At 71.8% G+C, this 20396-nt stretch carries 20 protein-coding genes; 10 read left to right on the top strand and 10 right to left on the bottom strand.

Going from position 1 to position 20396, the window contains the following annotated elements; translation table 11 throughout:
- The first annotated feature begins 15 nt into the window (after positions 1-15).
- The 6 genes from EIM48_RS04895 to EIM48_RS04870 all read left to right on the top strand — a co-directional run bounded on the left by EIM48_RS04895 (position 16) and on the right by EIM48_RS04870 (position 4629).
- On the top strand, positions 16-819 hold the full coding sequence (locus EIM48_RS04895; protein WP_125111170.1) for a M48 family metallopeptidase: 804 nt from the start codon (positions 16-18) through the stop codon (positions 817-819).
- A 108-nt stretch (positions 820-927) separates the two neighbouring features.
- Positions 928-2094: a tetratricopeptide repeat protein gene (locus tag EIM48_RS04890; RefSeq protein WP_125111169.1), complete on the top strand. Its 1167-nt coding sequence runs from the start codon at positions 928-930 to the stop codon at positions 2092-2094.
- Between the two features lie 131 nt (positions 2095-2225).
- Complete coding sequence (locus EIM48_RS04885) at positions 2226-2897, top strand: energy transducer TonB (protein ID WP_028914292.1); 672 nt, start codon at positions 2226-2228, stop codon at positions 2895-2897.
- A gap of 95 nt (positions 2898-2992) precedes the next feature.
- Positions 2993-3748 (top strand): TonB-system energizer ExbB, encoded by a 756-nt coding sequence (gene exbB / locus EIM48_RS04880; RefSeq protein ID WP_019397392.1) that lies wholly within the window; start codon positions 2993-2995, stop codon positions 3746-3748.
- Positions 3749-3789: 41 nt separating this feature from the next.
- A complete protein-coding gene (locus EIM48_RS04875) occupies positions 3790-4215 on the top strand; it encodes a biopolymer transporter ExbD (RefSeq protein ID WP_019397393.1) in 426 nt (141 codons plus the stop codon).
- Positions 4216-4218: 3 nt separating this feature from the next.
- Positions 4219-4629, top strand: a complete 411-nt coding sequence (locus tag EIM48_RS04870; RefSeq protein ID WP_026010245.1) for a biopolymer transporter ExbD — start codon at positions 4219-4221, stop codon at positions 4627-4629.
- A gap of 404 nt (positions 4630-5033) precedes the next feature.
- Here the strand turns inward: EIM48_RS04870 and EIM48_RS04865 are convergent, their stop codons facing one another.
- The 3 genes from EIM48_RS04865 to cls all read right to left on the bottom strand — a co-directional run bounded on the left by EIM48_RS04865 (position 5034) and on the right by cls (position 7613).
- Entirely contained in the window at positions 5034-5789 is a 756-nt protein-coding gene (locus EIM48_RS04865) for a pyridoxine 5'-phosphate synthase (protein WP_125076411.1), read from the bottom strand.
- Positions 5786-6058: a hypothetical protein gene (locus tag EIM48_RS04860; protein ID WP_125109175.1), complete on the bottom strand. Its 273-nt coding sequence runs from the start codon at positions 6056-6058 to the stop codon at positions 5786-5788. Before EIM48_RS04860 ends, EIM48_RS04865 begins: the two co-directional genes overlap by 4 nt.
- 109 nt (positions 6059-6167) lie before the next feature.
- The gene (gene cls, locus EIM48_RS04855; protein WP_028914294.1) at positions 6168-7613 is read right to left on the bottom strand and encodes a cardiolipin synthase; all 1446 of its coding nucleotides are present in this window, start codon (positions 7611-7613) and stop codon (positions 6168-6170) included.
- A gap of 83 nt (positions 7614-7696) precedes the next feature.
- On the opposite strand from cls, the gene EIM48_RS04850 reads away from it, so the two are divergent.
- Positions 7697-8785, top strand: coding sequence for a PA0069 family radical SAM protein (locus EIM48_RS04850; RefSeq protein ID WP_125111168.1), 1089 nt, complete (start codon positions 7697-7699; stop codon positions 8783-8785).
- Positions 8786-8803: 18 nt separating this feature from the next.
- Here the strand turns inward: EIM48_RS04850 and EIM48_RS04845 are convergent, their stop codons facing one another.
- Complete coding sequence (locus EIM48_RS04845) at positions 8804-9853, bottom strand: LacI family DNA-binding transcriptional regulator (RefSeq protein WP_125111167.1); 1050 nt, start codon at positions 9851-9853, stop codon at positions 8804-8806.
- 280 nt (positions 9854-10133) lie between these two features.
- On the opposite strand from EIM48_RS04845, the gene EIM48_RS04840 reads away from it, so the two are divergent.
- A complete protein-coding gene (locus tag EIM48_RS04840; RefSeq protein WP_125111166.1) occupies positions 10134-11153 on the top strand; it encodes a sugar kinase in 1020 nt (339 codons plus the stop codon).
- A 71-nt stretch (positions 11154-11224) separates the two neighbouring features.
- Here EIM48_RS04840 and EIM48_RS04835 read toward each other — a convergent pair whose 3' ends face one another.
- The 3 genes from EIM48_RS04835 to EIM48_RS04825 form a co-directional block, all read right to left on the bottom strand.
- Complete coding sequence (locus EIM48_RS04835) at positions 11225-11863, bottom strand: response regulator transcription factor (protein WP_019397414.1); 639 nt, start codon at positions 11861-11863, stop codon at positions 11225-11227.
- Complete coding sequence (locus EIM48_RS04830) at positions 11860-12966, bottom strand: histidine kinase (protein WP_125111165.1); 1107 nt, start codon at positions 12964-12966, stop codon at positions 11860-11862. Before EIM48_RS04830 ends, EIM48_RS04835 begins: the two co-directional genes overlap by 4 nt.
- Positions 12967-13043: 77 nt before the next feature.
- Positions 13044-13958 (bottom strand): Ku protein, encoded by a 915-nt coding sequence (locus tag EIM48_RS04825; protein ID WP_125111164.1) that lies wholly within the window; start codon positions 13956-13958, stop codon positions 13044-13046.
- Positions 13959-14114: 156 nt separating this feature from the next.
- On the opposite strand from EIM48_RS04825, the gene EIM48_RS04820 reads away from it, so the two are divergent.
- On the top strand, positions 14115-14294 hold the full coding sequence (locus tag EIM48_RS04820) for a hypothetical protein (RefSeq protein WP_019397417.1): 180 nt from the start codon (positions 14115-14117) through the stop codon (positions 14292-14294).
- A 76-nt stretch (positions 14295-14370) separates the two neighbouring features.
- On the opposite strand, the gene EIM48_RS04815 is transcribed toward EIM48_RS04820, so the two are convergent.
- The gene (locus EIM48_RS04815) at positions 14371-15570 is read right to left on the bottom strand and encodes an amino acid aminotransferase (protein WP_125111163.1); all 1200 of its coding nucleotides are present in this window, start codon (positions 15568-15570) and stop codon (positions 14371-14373) included.
- Between the two features lie 127 nt (positions 15571-15697).
- Entirely contained in the window at positions 15698-17788 is a 2091-nt protein-coding gene (locus tag EIM48_RS04810; protein WP_125111162.1) for a TonB-dependent receptor, read from the bottom strand.
- A gap of 204 nt (positions 17789-17992) precedes the next feature.
- Here EIM48_RS04810 and EIM48_RS04805 point away from each other — a divergent pair, with 204 nt between their 5' ends.
- A complete protein-coding gene (locus EIM48_RS04805) occupies positions 17993-19426 on the top strand; it encodes an FAD/NAD(P)-binding protein (protein ID WP_125111161.1) in 1434 nt (477 codons plus the stop codon).
- A gap of 13 nt (positions 19427-19439) precedes the next feature.
- Here the strand turns inward: EIM48_RS04805 and phhA are convergent, their stop codons facing one another.
- On the bottom strand, positions 19440-20333 hold the full coding sequence (phhA, locus tag EIM48_RS04800) for a phenylalanine 4-monooxygenase (RefSeq protein WP_028914311.1): 894 nt from the start codon (positions 20331-20333) through the stop codon (positions 19440-19442).
- Positions 20334-20396: the final 63 nt, after the last annotated feature.

Raw genomic sequence — 20396 nt, 5'->3', positions numbered from 1 at the left:
AAGGGCGGGATCACAATGAGACAGTGGATGCTTGCCGCCGCAATCGCGGTGGTCGTGGCCGCCTGCGCCACCACCACCTCGCCGACCGGCCGCAAACAGTACATGGCGTATTCGGACGCCGAGCTCAACCAGGTCGGCGCCCAGGCCTTCAACGAGATGAAGGCCAAGCAGCAGACCCTCTCCGGCGGGCAGCAGTCGGCCTACGTGCAGTGCGTGGTCCAGGCGCTGGTCGCGCAGCTGCCGGCGGAGTGGCGCTCGCTGCCGTGGGAGACCGCGGTGTTCGTCGACGACACGCCCAATGCCTTCGCCCTGCCGGGCGGCAAGGTCGGCGTGCACACCGGCATGTTCAAGGTGGCGAAGAACCAGGACCAGCTGGCGGCGGTGCTGGGCCACGAGATCGGCCACGTCTACGCCCGCCACACCAACGAGCGCGTCTCGCGCCAGGCCGCCACCTCCGGCGTGCTGGGCCTGCTCGGCGCGGTCGCCGGTGCCCGCTATGGCGACGGCGCCTCCCAGGCCATCACCCAGGGCGGCGGCACCCTGGCCCAGCTGGGCCTGCTGCTGCCGTTCTCGCGCAACCAGGAGGCCGAGTCGGACCAGATCGGCCAGCAACTCATGGCCCAGGCCGGCTTCGACCCGGCCGAGGCGGTCAACCTGTGGCAGAACATGATCGATGGCGCCGGCAGCCGCCAGCCGGAATGGCTGTCCACCCACCCCGACCCGCAGAACCGGATTGCCAGCCTGCGCCAGCGGGCGCCGACCCTGCAGGGGACCTACCAGGCAGCACGCAACGCGGGCCGAACGCCGCGTTGCGGCTGATAACGTCTTCCTAACATCCGGAACCAGTCCTTTCCGTATTGAGGCAGGTTCTGTTAGGTTTGCCGACCGATCCGCCATCGACCACCGGTGGCACGAAAGAGGTGATCCATGAAATTCCGCAGCAAGCACGCCGTCCTGTCGCTTTTCGTCGCAGCCGCCCTCGGGGGCGTGGTGCTGGCGGAAGACGCCGCCGCGCAGTCGCGCGGCAGCAAGAAGTCGCAGGGGGCCGAGCAGCTGTACCCGCAGGCGACCCGCAAGGAGCCGGCGACCACGTCCTCGCGCAAGGCGGGCAAGAACCTGCAGAAGATGCTGGACGCGTTCAACGAAGAGGACTACGCCCAGGCCCGCAGCCTGGCCGACCAGATCCTGGCCACCGAAGGCACCAACGACTACGACCGTGCCCTGGCCGCGCAGGTCGCCGCCCAGGCGGCTTACAGCGAGGATGACAGCGCTGCCGCCAAGGCCTACCTGGAGCAGGTGCTGCAGTACAACGGCCTGGACAACAACGGCCACTACCAGTCGATGCTGATGCTGGCCCAGCTGCACCTGGCCGACGACGAGGTCGACCAGGGCCTGGCCGTGCTCGACCGCTACCTGTCCGAGACCCAGTCCTCCAAGCCGCAGGACCTGGTGCTCAAGGGCCAGGCGCTTTACCAGGCCGAGCGCTACCAGGAGGCGATCCCGGTGCTGAAGCAGGCGGTGGAGTCGCCGGAAGCCCGGGACAACTGGGTGCAGCTGCTGATGGCCTGCTACGTCGAGTCCGGCCAGCACGGCGAGGCGATCGCCCTGGCCGAGCGCCTGGCGGCCAAGAACCCGGGCGACAAGAAGGCCCAGACCAACCTGGCCACCGTCTACGCCCAGGCCGAGCGCATGGACAAGGCCGCCGAGGTGCTGGAGAAGCTGCGCGCCGCCGGCCAGCTGAGCGAGGAGCGCGAGTACCGCCAGCTCTACGTCACCTATGCCAACATGGAAGGCCGCGAGAAGGACGTGATCGCGGTGATCAACGAGGGCCTGCAGAAGGGCCTGCTGAAGCCGGACTACCAGACCTACCTGGCCCTGGCCCAGTCCTACTACTACAGCGAGCAGATCCCGCAGGCGATCGAGAACTGGCAGAAGGCGGCCCCGCTGTCCAAGGACGGCGAGACCTACCTGAACCTGGCCAGGGTCCTCTACCAGGAAGGTCGCGTGCCGGAGGCCAAGCAGGCCGCCCAGCAGGCCCTGGCCAAGGGCGTGCGCAAGCCCGAGGACGCGCGCAAGATCATCAACCTCAAATAAGTAGTCCAAAATCAGCCGCCGGGCCCTAGGCACAGGGCCTCGGTATTGGTATATGCTTGGCGGTTCATGCGGTTTTCACCGTGCATCACGGAACCGCCGGGTTCCAGCCTCACAATCGAGCCATTGGCGCAATGACTGAACAACTGGTCGTCCACAGGAACTACGAAGAAACCGAGGACAGCGGGCTAAGCTGGCCGCGCATCATCGGCATCGCGTTCGTCATCGCGCTTCATCTGGCGGCGCTGATGCTGCTGCTGATCCCGGCCGTGGCCCCCAAGGCGGAGAAGGAGAAGGAGCGCGCCATCCTGGTGACGCTGGTCGACGCCCCGCCGCCACCCCCGCCGCCGCCGCCGCCGCCGCCGAAGCAGGACAAGCCGCCGCCGCCGATCAAGGAGCTGTCGCCGCCGAAGCCCTCGCCGGTGCCGCCGCCGCCGGAGGCTCCGCCGATCGACGTTCCGGAACCGCGGCCGACCGACGTGTTCCAGGAGCCGAGCCCGCCGGCGCCGCCGGCCCCGCCGACCGACATCGCGGCCAGCGTGGACATCTCGTCCAAGAACATGAACCCGCCGCGCTACCCGCCGGCCGCCGCGCGCGCCGGCATCGAGGGCGAGGTGATCCTGATCATCGACGTCGACGCCAATGGCAATGTCACCAACGTCACGGTCGAAAAGTCCAGCCGTAACCGCGACCTCGACCGTGCCGCCATGGAGGCGGCTCGCAAGTGGCGCTTCAATCCCGCAGTCGTGGACGGCCAGAAGGCGGCCGGTCGCGTCCGGGTCCCGGTGAACTTCACCCTGGGTTGATGTCCGAACCCCGTGGCGGCCCGCCGCCACGGTAGCCGGGCCTACGTTTCCGCCTTCCTTCTACAACACCACCAAACCAAACAAAGGTAAGCGTCATGCTGCAGGAACTCTTCATCGCCGCCGCTGCCGGGGGCAACGCCTCCGCCCTGAACCAGATGGGCTTCGACCACCTGCTCCACGAGATGACCACCAAGCCCGGTGAGTTCGCTGTCTCCTGGATCGTGCTGCTCGTCCTGGTGTTCATGTCGGCGGCGTCCTGGTACTGGACCATCTTCAACGCCATCAAGAACATGCGCCTGAAGGCCGCCGCCGACCGCGTGGTCAACGCCTTCTGGGAAGCCCCGAACGCGCAGGAAGCCATCCGCGTGATGGAAGAGCAGCCGCGCAGCGAGCCGTTCTCCAAGATCGCCCTGGACGCCGCCCAGGCGGCTGCCCACCACCAGCGCACCGAAGGCGCCGGCGCCGGCCTGGGCGAGAACCTGAGCCGCTCGGAGTTCGTCGACCGCGCCCTGCGCCAGGCCGTGACCCGCGAGAGCGCCAAGCTGCAGTCGGGCATGGTGCTGCTGGCCACCGTCGGCGCGACCGCTCCGTTCGTCGGCCTGCTGGGTACCGTGTGGGGCATCTACGGCGCCCTGATCCGCATCGGCGCGACCGGTTCGGCCTCGATCGACGCCGTTGCCGGCCCGGTGGGTGAGGCGCTGATCATGACCGCGATCGGCCTGTTCGTCGCGATCCCGGCCGTGTTCGCCTTCAACTTCTTCAGCAAGATCAACAGCGCCACGATCGCCAAGTTCGACGCGTTCGCTCACGATCTGCACGACTTCTTCGCCACCGGCTCGCGCGTGCGCTGAGCCGGTACCGAAGCGTCGTTCCAGCCTAGACGGAGAGCCCCATGGCCTTCAGTACCGACAACAGCAGCGGTCCGATGAACGACATCAACGTCACGCCCCTCGTGGACGTGATGCTGGTGCTGCTCATCATCTTCATCATCACCGCGCCGCTCATGGCGCATAAGGTGAAGGTCGAGCTGCCCGAGGCCAACCTGGTCCGCTCGCACGACGAGGAGAACGATCGCCTGATGCCGATCACCATCGCGGTGACGGAGGATGGCTCGCTCTACTGGAACGACGAGCCGATCACCCGCGAGGTGATGGAGTCGAGGCTGTCCAGCGTTGCCCAGCAGACCCCGCAGCCGCCGCTGAACCTGCGCGCGGACCGCACCACCCGCACCGGCATCATCCAGGATGTCATCAAGGTGGCCCAGGGTCAGGGCATGCTCGACATCGGTTTTGTCGCCACCAAAGAGAAGGGGCAGTAACCCATGGCTTTCAGTACGGGTGGCAACAAGGGCCCAATGGCGGAGATCAACGTCACGCCGCTGATCGACGTGATGCTGGTCCTGCTGATCATCTTCATCGTGACCGCGCCGATCATGACCTACCCGATCGACGTGGCCCTGCCGCAGCGGGTGCTCAACCCGCCGCCGGTCACGCGTGAACCGCCGCCGCCGATCGACCTGCGCATCGACGCCTCCAACCAGGTGTACTGGAACAACGGCCCGGTTGCCCTGGCCAACCTCCAGCAGCTGATGGAGACCGAAGTGCAGCGCGATCCGACCAACCAGCCGGAGCTGCGCATCGATGCCAGCGGCGACTCGCAGTACGAAGTGCTGACGCGCGTGCTGGCCGCGGCCAAGAACGCGGACATGAAGAAGATCAACTTCGTGCAGTAACAGTGCCCTGGCGGCCCCGCCTCCTGCAGCGGTAGGGTCGCCGGGACCAGCACTGGGATAACGCCGCCTCCGGGCGGCGTTTTTCATTTCACGCTGCCGCGGTGCCGGCCCCGCTCCGGTTACGGCACGGCGTGGCCCCGAGCGGTGCGCCAGACCCGTCCCCGGGCCCGGAAGGCGGGCGGCCGCTGCGCGGCAGCGCCGGACAGCAACGCAGCGTCCCCGGAGCCCGCGGCGGAAGCCGTCGGGCCGGCGCGCCGCGTCCCGGGCTGCATGCAGTACCGCCACGTGGAACCCGCAAACCGGATGGCGGCGCCCGTACCGGACCTGTTGCCCGGCAGGTCCGGTACGGGCGCACTTGCCTGTGGCCGGTCCGGCGGCGGCTGGCCGCGACCGCCGCGGGGCACTCAGCCAGTGCGGCCGAGGATCCCGAGATAGGCGCGGACGGTGGCGTCCAGGCCGGCGTAAAGCGCCTCGCCCACCAGGGCATGGCCGATGGAGACTTCCTCGATCCCCGGTACCGCGGCGAGGAACTGGCCAAGATTGGCCTGGGACAGGTCGTGCCCGGCATTGACCCCCAGCCCCGCGGCCTGGGCCCGCCGCGCGGTGTCGGCGCAGGCGGCCAGTGCCGCCCGGGCATCGCCGGCGGCATGGGCCTCGGCATAGGGGCCGGTGTAGATCTCGATGCGCTGGGCACCGACCTCGGCCACGCGCTCGACCCGCGGATTGCCCGCGTCCACGAACAGGCTGACCCGGCAGCCCAGCGCCCTGAACCCGGCCACCTGGTCGGCCAGGGCCTGCAGGTCGCCTTCCAGGGCGAAGCCGTGGTCGGAGGTCAGCTGGCCGTCGCTGTCCGGGACCAGGGTGACCTGGGCCGGGCGTACCTGCCCGCACAGCGCCAGCAGGCCGGGATAGCCGGGACGCGGCGGGGCGAAGGGGTTGCCCTCGATGTTCAGTTCCACGCCGTAACCTGCGGTGGCCGCGGCCAGCGGCGGCAGGTCCTCGGCGACGATATGGCGCCGGTCGGGACGCGGATGCACGGTGATGCCGTGGGCGCCGGCGGCCAGGCAGGCGCGCGCGGCCTCCAGCACGTCCGGCTCCCGGCCGCCGCGCGAATTGCGCAGCACCGCGACCTTGTTGACGTTGACGCTCAGCCGGGTCATGGCGCCGGCGGGCTGTCGCCGCCCTGGCGCGCGGCGGCCTCGCGCCGGCGCGCCTCGGCCAGCTGGCGCAGGCGCAGCAGCTCGGCCGGATCGACCATCGCCACCTCGTCGCGGCTGCCCTGGCCGATCCGCTCGCGGTACCAGCCGACCACCCAAGCCAGCAGGAAGCCGGCCATCATCAGCAGCCACAGGGCCAACAGCCCGGCGCTATGGGTGGTCAAGGCAAGCATCAGGGCCCCCAGGGCCAGCAGCAGGTACAGCCAGTGCATCGCGATTCTCCGCAGATCGGCGCCCCCTCGTGCGCCCCGGCGCCGCCATGATGCCGCCGCCGGCGGCCGCCGGCCAGCCCGCGCATCCGCCAGCGTGGCCGCCCGTCGCCTACAGCACCGGCGACAGCAGGCGCGCGAACGCCTCCGGCAGGCGGTGCCGCCACAGGCCCATGGGGCGGTCCAGCCGGACCCGCGTGGACTGCTCCATCTCCCCTTCCAGCAGCTGCGCCAGGGCCTCGCAGGTCTGGCGGTCGCGCAGCATCATCGAGGCCTCGAAGTTGAGCCGGAAGCTGCGGTGGTCGAAGTTGGCGCTGCCGACCACGCACAGGTCGTCGTCGGTCACCAGGGCCTTGGTGTGGAGCATGCGCGGGCCGTACTCGTAGACCTTGACCCCGGCCTTGAGCAGCTCGTCGAAGTACGAGCGCGCGGCCAGGGTCACCAGCAGCGAGTCGCAGCGCCGCGGCACCAGCAGGCGCACGTCCAGCCCGCCCAGCGCGGCCGAGGTCAGGGCCATGCGCGCCGCCTCGCCCGGCACGAAGTAGGGCGTGGCCAGCCATACCCGGCGCCGCGCCTCGTGGATCGCGGCCACCTGCAGGCGGTGGATCGCTTCCCACGAGGAGTCCGGGCCGGACACCAGCAGCTGGGCGAAGATCCGGCCGCGCGGAGCCTCGGGCCAGTAGGCGGGATCACCGAACCGGGTGGGTTCGGTGCAGTCGGCGTAGATCCAGTCCTCGACGAAGGCCAGCTGCATGCTGCGCACCACTTCGCCCTCCACCCGCATGTGCAGGTCGCGGAAGGCGCGGTCGCGGACGGTCTCGTCGTGGTCGTCGGTGATGTTGATCCCGCCGATGAAGCCGACCGCGCCGTCGATCACCACGATCTTGCGGTGGTTGCGCATGTTCAGCCACGGCCGGGTGAACGGCCGGAACTTGGTCGGATGGAACCAGCAGAACTGGCCGCCGGCCTCGACCAGCGGCCTGAGGTGGCGTTCGCGCAGCGGCCCGGAGCCCACCGCGTCCAGCAGCAGGCGTACCTCGACGCCGGCGCGGGCACGCTCGGCCAGCGCCTCCAGCAAGCGTCCGCCGGTCCTGTCGGGGCGGCAGATGTAGTACTCCAGGTGGATGTGGTGGCGGGCCCTGGAGATGGCCTCCAGCAGGGCGGTGTAGGTCGCGTGGCCGTCGACCAGCCAGTCTGCGCGGGTGGCGGTGGACGGCGGCAGTCCGGTGGTGGACTGGGCCACGCGCGCCAGCTCCACCGCGCTGTCGTCGGCCGGGCAGATCGCCGAGTAGTGGCCCATGCCCGAGCGCGAGCGCCCGCGCCGCAGGCGCTGCCGCTTGATCCGCTGCGGGCCGAGCAGGAAGTAGACCAGGAAGCCTATGTAGGGCAGCAGGGCCAGGGACAGCACCCAGCTGAGGGTGGCGACCGGCTCGCGCTTCTGCAGCACGACCCAGGCGACCAGCCAGGGGATGTACAGCAGCCAGGCCACGGCGAGGTAGAGGCCGAGGTTCGGAACCGAGCTGACGGCCTGCCAGGCGGCTTGGATGAGGTCGGGCATGGCGGCGATTCTAGGCGGGCCGGCGGCGACGCGGGGGTGAGGGCGTCGCAGCCGCTGAGACGCGGCCGTGGCAGGCTGGGCCCATGCACGGACCTGTCATCAAGGGGCGCGGCGCGCGCGGCTACCTGCCGGGGCGGTTCGAGGCCACCACCACCGAGGCGGTGGACGACGGCTGGGCGCCGCCGGAGGCCGACACCGAATCCGGCCCGGATCCGTCGCGCCCGCGCACCCGGGTCCAGGAGGAAACCGCGCGCAGCATCATCGGCCGCAACAATTCCCCGGACGTGGGCTTCTCGCAGTCGGTGAACCCCTACCGCGGTTGCGAGCATGGCTGCTCGTACTGCTTTGCCCGGCCCTCGCATGCCTACCTCAACCTGTCGCCGGGCCTGGATTTCGAGACGAAGATCTTCGCCAAGACCAACGCGCCGGACCTGCTGCGCCGGGAACTGGCGCGCCCCGGCTACCGCCCCAGCCCGATCGCGCTGGGCATCAACACCGACGCCTACCAGCCGCTGGAACGCAGGCTGCAACTGACCCGGCAGCTGATCGAGGTGCTGCTCGAGTGCCGCCACCCGTTCACCCTGATCACCAAGAACGCGCTGGTGGAGCGCGACCTGGACCTGCTGCAGGCCGCCGCCGCGCTCGACCTGGTCCATGTGCACTTCTCGGTGACCTCGCTGGATCCGCACCTCAGCGCCCGCCTGGAACCGCGCGCCGCCGCCCCCCACGCGCGGCTGCGGGCGATGCGCCGCCTGCACGAGGCCGGGGTTCCGGTCGGAGTGATGTTCGCCCCGGCCATCCCGTGGGTGAACGACCACGAGCTGGAGCGGGTGCTGGAGGCGGCGCGCGAGGCCGGCGCCACCAGCGCCGGCTACATCCTGCTGCGGCTGCCACACGAGGTGGCGCCGCTGTTCCGCGACTGGCTGCAGGCGCACCTGCCCGACCGCGCCGAACACGTCATGAGCACGGTGCAGCAGATGCGCGGCGGGCGCGACTACGACTCCGGTTTCGGCACCCGCATGCGTGGCCAGGGCCGCTACGCCGACCTGCTGGAGCAGCGTTTCGCCCTGGCGTACCGGCGCTCCGGCTATGCGCAGGCGCGGCAACGTCCGCTGGACTGCAGCCGCTTCCAGCCGCCACGGCCGCCTTCGCCGCAGGGGGAACTGTTCTGAGCGCCCGCGACGGCCGGCTCAGGCCGGCGGCTGGCAGGAATCGCGCACGATCAGGTGCGGCCGCACGCTGGCCACCGGCAGGGCGACGGCGTCGCTGCGGATCAGCGCGGCGGCGGCGATGCGACCGGTGTCGCGGATGTGCCGGCGCACGCTGGTCAGGGCCGGCCACAGGCGCGAGGCCAGCGGGCTGTCGTCGTAGCCGACCACCGACAGGTCGCGCGGGATGCTGATGCCCGAGCGCAACGCGACCTTGTAGACGCCGGCGGCGATCTCGTCGTTGCCGCAGAAGATCGCGGTGGGCCGGTTGCGGCCGGCCAGCAGCTGCTCGGCCGCCGCCACGCCGGACTCGAACGAGTAGCTGGCCTCGATGATCCGCGACTTCGGCACCACCATGCCGCGCCGCGCCAGTGCCTCGACGAAGCCCTCGGTGCGCTCCCGCGCCGAGCGGTAGGTGGTGGCGCCGGTGATCAGGGCGATGTCGCGGTGGCCCAGGTGCAGCAGGTACTCGGCCGCCTCGATCGCGCCCTCGCGGTCGTGGGTGACGATCATGCGGTTGTCGCTGTCGTCGAACGCCGCCGAGACGATGCGGGTGTAGCGGCAGCCCATCTCCGCCAGCATGTCGGCCAGGGCCTGGTCCTCGGACGCGCGCGGCACCAGCATGACCCCGTGCAGCTTCTGCTGCTGCACGAAGCGGCGCACGCCATCGATGTAGCCCGGGGTGCGGCTGTCGCAGGGGTGCACCACCAGTTCGAAGCCCGAGTCGCGCAGCGCGTCCAGCGCGCCGTACTGCATGTCGACGATGTATTGCGCGGTGGGGTTGTCGTAGACCATGCCGATCAGGAAGGAGCGGCGGAACGCCAGGCCCCGGGCCATCGGGTCGGGCGTGTAGCCGACCTCGCGCATCAGCGCCTCGACCTTCTCCCGGGTGTCCTTCCGCACCAGCGGGGAGTTGTTGATGATCCGCGAGACGGTCTTCTTCGACACCCCGGCAAGCCGGGCGATGTCGTTGATGGTAGCCGGCTTGCCTGCGGGGAGGCGGGCCACTTCAGGACTCTTGCTCGCTGGCATATCTGGCTTCCCGTGGACAGGGGCCTGATTCTATCCGCGCGCGGCCTGCGGGCAGGAACCAGGGGGCGGTGCAACGCTCCGTCCCCGAGTGCCCGCGCCGCGGCGGCATGGCCGCAAGCACCGGCAACGCCCGCGGCGCGCCGCCGCATTGCCGGCGGACGCGGGTGCCGCGCGGGAGGCCCGTCCCGCGCATGCGCCGCCGCGTCCGGCCACTACAATGACACCGATTGGCCTCGCCGCAGCGGCGGGCTGCCTGCGGTCCCACAGCCAAGGAGTCGCGATGTCCGCGCGTGTCGTGTGTTTCGGTGAACTGCTGCTGCGCCTGGCCGCGCCCGGCCGCGAGAAGCTGCTGCAAGGCCCGCAGCTGGAGGTGCGGGTGGGCGGGGCGGAGGCCAACGTGGGCGTGTCGCTGGCCCGGTTCGGGCACCGCGTGGCCATGGCCAGCACCGTGGCCGACAACCCGCTGGGCGAGGCCGTGCTCGGCGAACTGCGCCGCCACGGGCTGGACACTGCGGCGGTGCGCCGGGTGCCCGGGCGCATGGGCCTGTACTTCCTCGCCCCCGGCGCCATCCACCGCCCGGCCGAGGTGCTGTACGACCGCGCCGGCTCGGCCTTCGCCCTGGCCCCGGCCGATGCCTACGACTGGCCGGCGCTGCTGGCCGGCGCCGACTGGCTGCACCTGTCGGGCGTGACCCCGGCGCTGGGCGCCAATACCGCCGCCGCGGCGCTGGCCGCTGCGCGTGCCGCGCGTGCCGCGGGGGCCAGGGTGTCCTTCGATGGCAACTTCCGGCCGAAGCTGTGGGAGGCCTGGCAGGGCGATGCACCGTCGATCCTGCGCGAGCTGATGGCCGAGGCCGACGTGCTGTTTGCCGACCACCGCGACATGGGCGTGGTGCTGGGCGGGCAGTACCCGCAGGCCGAACCGCTGCAGCGGGTGCAGGCGGCCGCGGCCGACGCCTTTGCCGCCTTCCCGCACCTGCAATGGCTGGCCTGCACCCTGCGCACCCCGCGCAACGTCGACCACCACGCCCTGGCCGGCGTGCTGGTCGGCCGCCAGTCCGGCACCGCGCTGGCGCCGCAGGAGGAAGTGGGGCCGATCGTGGACCGCATCGGTGGCGGCGACGCCTTCGCCGCCGGGGTGCTGCACGGCCTGCTGCGCGGCTGGGAGCCGCAGCGCACGATCCGCTTCGGCCTGGCCGCCGGCTGCCTCAAGCATTCGATCCTGGGCGACTTCAACCTGGTGTCGGAGGCCGAGGTCGAGGCCCTGGTCGGCGAAGGCCGTTACGACGTCAGGCGCTGAGCGGCGCGGCGCGGGCGTGGGCCGGGCCCTTCCGGGTACCGCAGGGCGGGCCGGACCTGCTCGGCCCGGCTTCAGATGATGCGTAGGGTGATGGCCTTCAGCACCGCGCGGGTGCGGTCGCGGGTGCCGAGCTTGTCGAGGATGGCGGAGACGTAGTTCTTCACCGTGCCCTCGGCCAGGAACAGGCTGCGCGCGATTTCCTTGTTGGAATAGCCGCCGGCCAGCAGCCGCAGGATCGCCACCTCGCGCGGGCTGAAGCCCTCCTCAGGAGGGGTGTCGTCGCGGAAGCGGAAGCGCGCGCGCACCGGCTCGGTGGAGACCGGCGCCAGCAGGGTGCCGCCGGCGGCCACATGCCGGATCGCCTCGTGCAGTTGCTCCGGCGCGGCGTCCTTGAGCAGGAAACCCTGGGCCCCGGCCTCGCGCGCGTGCAGCAGCAGGTCGGCCTCGTCGAAGGTGGTCAGCAGCAGCACCGGGGTGGGGTCGCCGCGCCCGCGCAGGGCGTGGACCATGGCGATGCCGTCCAGGCCGGGCATGCGCACGTCGCTGAGGATCACGTCCACCGGCTGCGCGGCCACCGCCTCGAGCAGGGCATGGCCGTCCTCGGCCTCCAGCGCCACCACCAGGTCCAGCCGCTCCAGCAGGGCGCGCAGGCCGGCGCGGACCAGGGCCTGGTCGTCGGCCAGGGCCAGGCGCAGCGCGGATCCGCTCATGCCGGCAGCCTCGCCTGCAGGCGCAGGCTGCCGCCCGGGGTCAGGCCGACGTCCAGCCGCCCGCCCAGCGCGGCCAGGCGTTCGCGCATGCCGGACAGGCCGTTGCCCTCGCGCACCGGGCCGCGGCACTGGCCGTCGTCGTGGATGTCGATGGCCAGCCCGCCGTCCTCGCGCTGCAGCCGGACCCGCACCGTGCCGGCGCCGGAATGGCGGGCGGCATTGGTCAGCGCCTCCTGCACCACGCGCAGCAGGGTCTCGGCCACGGCCGGATCGGCCACCCGCACGCCCGGGTCGATCTCCAGCTCCAGCCGCGGGCGCGGGAACGGCGCGGCAAGCGCGCGCAGCGCGGTGGCCAGGTCCAGGCCACGGTCGTCGCGCAGCGACTGCACCACCTGGCGGATGTCGGCCATCAGCTCCCCCGACAGCCGCTCGGCCACCGCCAGCTCGTGGCGGCCGGCCAGCTGCGGATCGGCCAGCAGCGAGCGCAGGTTGAGGCGCATCGCGGTCAGCTTGTGGCCGGCCACGTCGTGCAGCTCGCGGGCCATGCGCAGGCGCTCGGCGTCGCGCGCGCTGTCTGCCAGCAGGGCGCGGGTGGCCAGCAGGTCGGCATTGACCCGGGCCAGGGCGTCGCGCGAGCGCTCGGCCGAGGTGGCGTAGTGCACGCAGATCGCGGCCAGGGCCTGGAACCCCATGTTGATCAGGACCATCGGCTCCGGCTCCTGGAAGCCGGCGCGGCGCAGGGCGATGCAGAAGGCGATGTTGGCCACCGCCGCCGCGGCCAGGCAGGTGCGAGCCGGCCAGGCCGAAAACATGCACGCCACCCAGATCACCAGCAGTACCTGCGAGGCATTGACCCGGTAGCTGAGCCCGCCCAGCGCCAGGATCACCGGCGCCATCGCCACCAGCACCAGGTCGCGGCTGCGGCGCCAGTGCTCGGGCAGCAGCTGCAGGGTGAGGAACAGCAGCAGGAACGCGCCCAGCAGCGCCAGCGCCAGCGGCTGTTGCTCCGGCGTGGCGAAGCGCAGCGCGTAGCCCACGGTGAGGATGGTCAGCAACCCGGCCAACGGCAGCGGGCGCAGCAGGGGTTCGAGCATGCGGCGCATGGGCGCATGCTCGGTCCTGCCCGGCGCCGAGGCAATGGTCCCGGCGCAGGAAGTGACTTCCGGCAGGTGGGGGCGGCTCAGCCGGCCTTGCGCCGCGCCGGGGCCTTCTTCGCGGCCTTCTTGGCGGTGGACTTGCGCGCGGCCTTCTTCGCCGGGGCCTTCTTGGCCGGCGAAGCCTTCTTCGCCGGGGTGCGCTTCTTGGCCTTGAGGCTCTGCTCCAGCAGGGACATGAAGTCGACCACGTTGGTGGTGGTCTCCTCCGGCGCGTCCGGCTCGTCGTCCACCTGGGTGGTGCCGCCGGCGCTCTTGATCCGCTTGCGGATGATGGCCTGCAGCCGCTCGCGGAACTCGTCGCGGTAGTCGTCTGGGGTCCACTTGCCGCTCATCGAGTCGATCAGCTGCTCGGCCATCTGCAGTTCCCTGGCGCTGATCCGGTAGTCGGAGGCCGAACCCTCCGGCAGCTTGTGCTCGGCCGGATCCACCAGTTCCTGCGGATAGCGCAGCAGCATCAGGATCAGCGCATCGCCGTGCGGCAGCACCGCGGCCAGGTATTCGCGGGTGCGGATCACCACCCGCGCGATGCCGGCGCGGCCGCTGTTGCGCAGGGTCTCGCGCAGCAGCACGTAGCCCTTCTCGGCCTTCTTGCCCGGGACCAGGATGTACGGCTTCTCGTAGTAGCGCGGGTCGATCTCGGTCGCGTCGATGAAGGTCTCCACCTCCACCGTCTCGTGGCTCTCCGGCGCGGCGGCCTTGATGTCCGATTCCTCCAGCACGACGTAGCTGCCCTTGTCGTACTCGAAGGCCTTGACCACCTCCTTCCACGGCACTTCCTCGCCGGTGTCGGCGTTGACCCGCTCGTAGCGCACCGGCTTGTGGTCGCGCGAGTCGAGCATGCGGAAGTGCAGGTCGGTGCGGCGCTCGCCGGACATCAGCGAGACCGGGACGTTGAGCAGGCCGAAGGAAAGGGTGCCGGTCCAGATCGGGCGGGCCATGGCGGAGCCTCGGGCGACGGGGAATGAACCGTTAGCACGCCGCCCGTGGCGCGATCGTGAGCAATGCGCAAAGCAGGCGCGCGCGGCCCCTCACGCGTTCTTTAGCGGCCTGGCGCAAGCATGGGCGTTCCCGCCGGACAGACCACGAGGCAGAGCATGTCCAACCGAGACCGCAAGGACCCGCCGCCGCCCGGCAAGGAGCGGCAGCCCCCCACGCCCGCCGAGGAGCAGAAGCGCAAGCGGCACGAGGACCGCAACCAGGACGAGGCGCTGGAGGAGACCTTCCCGGCCAGCGACCCGGTATCGCCGTTCGTGCCGGCCAAGCTGCCCGAGTAGGCGCTTTCCCCGCGCGGGCCCGCGACGCAGAAGGCCCCGCATCGCGGGGCCTTCGTGCATCGGCGTGGCGGCGGGATCAGCCGCTGACCGCGGCCACCGCGCGCGCCACGTACTCCAGGTTGCCCTGGTTGAGCGCGGCCACGCAGATGCGGCCGGTGCCCACGGCGTAGATGCCGTACTCGTCGCGCAGGCGGTGCACCTGCTCGCGGCTCAGGCCCGAGTAGGAGAACATGCCGGCCTGCTGCGAGATGAAGCCGAACTCCGGCCGGCCCAGCTCGGCGAGCTTGGCCACCAGGCCTGCGCGCAGGGCGTGGATGCGCTCGCGCATCTGCGCCAACTCCTCCTCCCACAGCGCCCGCAGCTCGGGGCTGGTGAGCACGCCGGCCACCAGCGAGGCGCCGTGCGCCGATGGGCTGGAGTAGATGGTGCGGATGATGCGCTTGATCTGCGACTGCACCGCCCTGGCCTGTTCGGTGGTGGCGGCGACCACGCTCAGCGCGCCCACGCGCTCGCCGTACAGCGAGAACGACTTGGAATAGGAGCTGGCGACGATGAAGCTGTCGATGCCGGCGTCCACCAGGATGCCGATCGCGGCCGCGTCCTCGGCGATGCCCTTGTCGAAGCCCTGGTAGGCCATGTCCACGAACGGGAACAGCTGGCGCTCCTTGAGCACCTGCGCCACCTGCTTCCACTGCTCGACGGTCAGGTCGGCGCCGGTGGGGTTGTGGCAGCAGGCGTGCAGCAGCACGGTGGTGCCCGGCTGCAGCTGCTGCAGGTCGGCCAGCATGCCGGCGAAGTCCACGCCATGGGTGGCGGCGTCGAAGTAGGTGTAGTCCCTGACCTCGAAGCCGGCGGCGCTGAACACCGCGCGGTGGTTCTCCCAGCTCGGGTTGCTCAGCGCCAGGGTGGCGTGCGGCAGCACCTTGCGCAGCAGCTCGGCGCCCACGCGCAGCGCGCCGGAACCGCCCACGGTCTGGGTGGTGGCGACGCGGCCGGCGGCCAGCAGCGGCGAATCCTTGCCGAACAGCAGCTCGCGGGTGGCCTGGGTGTAGGCCGGCAGGCCGTCGATCGGCAGGTAGCCGCGCGGGCGCGCCGCCGCGGCCAGCGACTGCTCCACCTGCTGCACCGCTTTGAGCAGCGGGATCCGTCCCTGTTCGTCGTAGTAGATGCCGACGCCCAGGTTGACCTTGGTGGCACGGGTATCGGCGTTGTACGCCTCGGTCAGGCCCAGGATCGGGTCGCCGGGGACCAGTTCGACGTTCGAGAAGAAGGACACGGCTTGGCTCTGTGCGGTGGGATGGGACGGGAACGGGCGCCGCCGTGGCGCGGCGCCGCAAAAACCGCCCAATCGTAACAGGGCCCCGGCGGCGGCTCGACCGTTTCCGCCGAGACCGTCGCCGCGCTCAGCGGCGCAGTTCCATGCCCAGCAGCAGGGCGCGGCCGGGACCGGGCTCGTAGTAGCGGCCGTTGGATTCGTTCACGATCACCGACCCGGCGTATTGCCGGTCCAGCACGTTGTCCACCCGCGCGAACGCGCGCAGGCGGCTGCCGCCGGCGTCCCAGCTGCGCGCGGCCTCCAGGTGCAGCAGGCCGTGGCCGGCGGCCGACTCGCTGCCGGCGTCGTTGACCGGCACCGCATCCAGGGCCAGGCCTTCCAGTGCCGCCTCCCAGGCCTGGCCACGCCACTGCAGCCGCGCCCAGCCCTGGCGCCGGGCCACGCCGGGGATCGCGGCGCCCGCGGCCACCTGGCCGAAGCCGTCGCTGAAGCGCGCATCCAGCCAGGTCGCGGCGACCTGCAGCGACCACGCCGCCGTCAGCGGCAGGTGCGCCGACAGCTCGGCGCCTTCGCGCCGCGCCCCGCCCACGTTGCGGAAGCTGGAGCGCCCGCCGCTGTTGCTGGCCACCGCCAGCTCGTGCTCGGTATCGACCCGGAACAGCGCCGCCTCGACCGCGGTGCCGGCATCGCTGCGCCACTTCAGCCCCAGCTCGAGGTTGTCGCTGCGCGCCGGGCGCAGGTCGAAGGCCAGGCCGGCGCCGCCATCGGCGCGGTAGGAGAGCTCGTTGAAGGTCGGGGTCTCGAAACCGCGCCCGGCCGACAGGTACAGGCGCAGATCGTCGCTGGCGCTGAACACCAGGCCGGCCACCGGGGTGAAGGCGGAGTAGCGCACCGAACCGCTGTCGTCCGGATTGCCGGCGGTGACGTAGCGGTCGTTGGCCTCGAACCGCACCTGGCTGTGGCGGGCACCGGCCTGCAGCGCCCAGCGCGGGGCCAGCTTCCACCAGGCCTGCAGGTACTGGTCGAAGCTGCGCACGGTATTGACCTCGTCGCGGCGCAGGGCGCCGCGCACGCCCAGGCGCGGGCCGCCGTCGCCGGGCAGGAAGTTCTCGTAGCCGTGGCGGTCCTGGCGCTGGCGCTCGAAGCTGGCGCCGGCGGTGAGTTCGAAACGGCCTCCCGCGTCCCGCCAGGCCACGCGCGCGTCGGCCCCGCCGTAGGCGCCATCCAGGTCGATCACCCCGCCGGAGTGCAGCGGATTGGCCTGCGCCGCCGGCGGCACCGCCAGGTACTGCACCACGTCGCGCTGCCCGGCCCAGCTGCTGGCGCGCAGGTTCCAGCCGCCGCCCAGCGGCTGCCGCCAGTGCAGGCCCAGCTGGTCCTGGCGCACCGACTTGCGGGTGTCGTAGTCGTGCGCGACCGCGGTCGCCTGGCGCGGGTCGGCCTGCATCTGCGCACGGGTCAGGCCCAGCGGGTCCTGCGCGTCGGGGGCGTGGAAGTGGTTGCCGACCAGCTCGATCCGGCCGCCACTTTCCAGGTCGCGGTGCAGGCGCGCGTTGAGCGAGCTGCGCCTGGCCTGGCCGTGGTCACGGTAGCCGTCGCTGTCGAGGACCGCGGCGGAGACGTTGTAGCCGGTGCCGCCGGCGGTGCCGCGCAGGCGCGCGCTGCCGGCCAGGTGGCCGTAGCGGCCGGCGGTGGCGCGCAGGTCCAGGCTGGGTTCGGGCGTGCCATCGGCGCTCCACAGCTGGACCACGCCGCCGGAGGAATTGCCGTACAGCGCCGAGAACGGGCCGCGCATGACCTCGATGCGGTCGCCGGCGGCCAGGGCGAAGTGCGAGACCTGGCCCTGGCCGTCGGGCATGGTCGCGGGGATGCCGTCGGCGTACAGGCGCACGCCGCGCACGCCGAAGGTGGAGCGCGCGCCAAAGCCGCGGATCGACAGCTGGGTGTCCTGGGCGCGGTTGCCGCGGTCGCGCGCCAGCAGGCCGGGAATGCCGGACAGCACCTCGGAGACATCGCTGCGCGGCCGCGCCGAACCGGCCTGCAGGTCGACCACGTCCAGCGAGGCCGGCAGCTCGAACGCGGGCACCGAATCCAGCCGCGCGGTGACGAGCACGCCAGGCAGGTCGGCCGGCACGCCCTCCGGTTCCGGGGCGGCGGTGGCGGCAACGGGAGTGAGCGCGCCGGTGGCGCCGGCCAGGAGCAGGGTCGCGGTCTTCATCGGGGGCCAATGGCGTGCAGAAGCGGGTGGCGCAAGTCTAGGCATGGCCCCGTTAGGTGTCCGCTACGGGCGCCGCTCATGGCAATGCGCAATGTGCTTCTGCCGAACCGTAGCGAGCCGGCAGCCCCGGGATAACCGCATCTTTACCCCCCGGGAACGGCGCGCCGTTCCAATCGAAGGCGAACGATCCACGGAGGCAGCGCCATGCGCATCACCATCATCGGCGCCGGTTTCGCCGGCAGCGTCCTGGCGACCGAACTGGCCCGCATCGCCCCCACTGGCGTGGACCTGTGCCTGGTCGGCAATGCCGACGGCTTCGGCCGCGGCGTGGCCTACGGCGAGGCCCGCCCCGAGCACCTGCTCAACGTGCGCGCCCGCGAGATGGGCGCCACCGCCGACCAGCCGGCCGAGTTCGCGCGCTGGCTCAACCTCACCCGGCGCGCGGAGGACAGCTTCCTGCCGCGGCTGGTGTACGGCGAGTACCTGTACTCGCGGCTGCAGTCGGCAGCGCAGGTGTCGCTGGCCGGCTTCAGCCAGGTGCAGCAGGAGGCGGTGGCGGTGGAGCGCGAGGGCGACGCGTTCCGGGTGCTGCTGGCCGACGGCGCCGATTTCCTCACCGACCGGGTGGTGCTGGCGGTCGGCGCGCTGCCGCCGCAGCGGCTGCAGGGCGTCGGCCCGCGGCTGCTGGTGGACCCGGCCTACATCGCCTGGCCGTGGCAGAAGAACCTGCGCGGCGAGGACGCGCTGGCGCGGGTACCGGCGCAGGCCCGGGTGCTGGTGATCGGCACCGGCCTGACCATGGCCGACACCGTGGTCACCCTGCTGCGCCGCGGCCACCAGGGCCCGATCACCGCGATCTCGCGCCGCGGCCTGCTGCCGCGCCCGCACCTGGCCGAACCCAGCCCCCCGATCGCGCTGCCGCCGACCGTGCTGCACGCGCTCAACAGCGGCGACGTGCGCCAGCTGCTGCGCGCGCTGCGCAGCCTGGCGCCGATCGTGCCGGACTGGCGCAGCCTGGTCGATGCGCTGCGCCCGTTCCTGCAGGGCTACTGGCGCGGGCTGGCGGACGTGCAGCGCGGCCGCTTCCTGCGCCACCTGCGCCCGTACTGGGAGGTGGTGCGCCACCGCCTGCCGCCCAGCGTGCACGAGGAGCTGGAACAGCTGCGCGGCGAGGGCCGCCTGGTGGTGCGTGCCGCGCGCCTGCTGCGCGCGCGCCGCGGCGAGGAAGCGGTGGAGGTGGTGCTGCGCGAGCGCGGCCAGGCGCACGCGCTGGCCGAGCAGTACGACGTGCTGATGCGCGCCACCGGGCTGGACACCGACATCGAGCGCACCAGCCACCCGCTGGTCGGGCAGCTGCGCGACGCCGGGCTGGTCAGCCCCGATCCGTTCGGCCTGGGCCTGCGCGCCAACGAGCGCTTCGAGGCGCTGGACCGCCACGGCGCGCCGGTGCGCGGGCTGTACTGCATCGGCCCGCTGCTGCGCGGGCAGCTGTGGGAAATCATCGCCGTGCCGGAACTGCGGGTGGCCGCGCGCGAACTGGCCCAGCAGCTGCTGCGCGCGCCCGCGGCTTCGGTCCGGGTGCAGCGCGAGGGCGCCCTGCCGCGCGGCGCGCGTGCCCTGCGCGCCGGCGCGCGCTAGCGCCCGCGCCGGTTCAGACGTCGCCGTCCTCGGCCCAGCCCTCGCCGCTGCCGCGGTGCAGGACGCGGTCGCCGTCGCGCACCGCGCCGGCCGGCAGCGCCGGCAGCCCGGCCAGGCGCGCGTAGACCGGGGTGAAGTCCGGCGCGGTGGCGTCCATTAGCTGCTGGAAGCTGTCGATCACGAAATACGTCTTCTGGTAGGTGTCGATCCGGTAGCGGGTGCGCATGATCCGCTCCAGGTCGAAGCCGATCCGGTTGGGCGCGTCCGACTCCAGCGAATACTGCGACTCGCCCGCCGAGGACACGATGCCGGCGCCGTAGATGCGCAGCCCGCCGGCCTGGCGCACCAGGCCGAACTCCACCGTGTACCAGTACAGCCGGGTCAGGTTCTGCAGCGCCTCCGGGCCGATGCCGTGCGCCTTCACCCCGCCGCGGCCGTATGCCTGCATGTAGTCGGCGAACACCGGGTCCATCAGCAGCGGGACGTGGCCGAACAGGTCGTGGAACAGGTCCGGTTCGGCGATGTAGTCGATCTGCTCCGGGCGCCGGATCCACCAGGTGACCGGGAAGCGGCGGTTGGCCAGGTGCTCGAAGAAATCCAGCTCCGGCAGCAGGCCCTCGACGCCCACCAGGGTCCAGCCGGTGGTCGCGCCCAGCACCTCGTTGAGCTGGTCGAAGCGCGGGATCGCGCGCGCGTCCATGCCCATCGCGTCCTGGGCCCGCAGGAACTCGTCGCAGGCGCGGCCGACCAGCAGCCTGCGCTGGCGCTCGTAGAGCGTGCCCCAGGTGGCGTGGTCGTCGGCGCTGTAGTCGTCCCAGGGCTGCTCGACGATGGCGGTGGTGTAGACCGGGACATAGCCCTTGTCGGTCTGCAGGCGTTCGGATTCGACGCGGCGGGGCGTGGCCATGGCGGGGTCTCCGGAACTGGCGGGGCGTCCCCCAGCCTAGGACCGATCCCGCGCAACCGGGTT

It is taken from the genome of Pseudoxanthomonas sp. SGNA-20 (genome assembly GCF_003931635.1).
GTDB lineage: Bacteria > Pseudomonadota > Gammaproteobacteria > Xanthomonadales > Xanthomonadaceae > Pseudoxanthomonas.
This window is presented reverse-complemented; position numbering and strand designations above follow the sequence as displayed.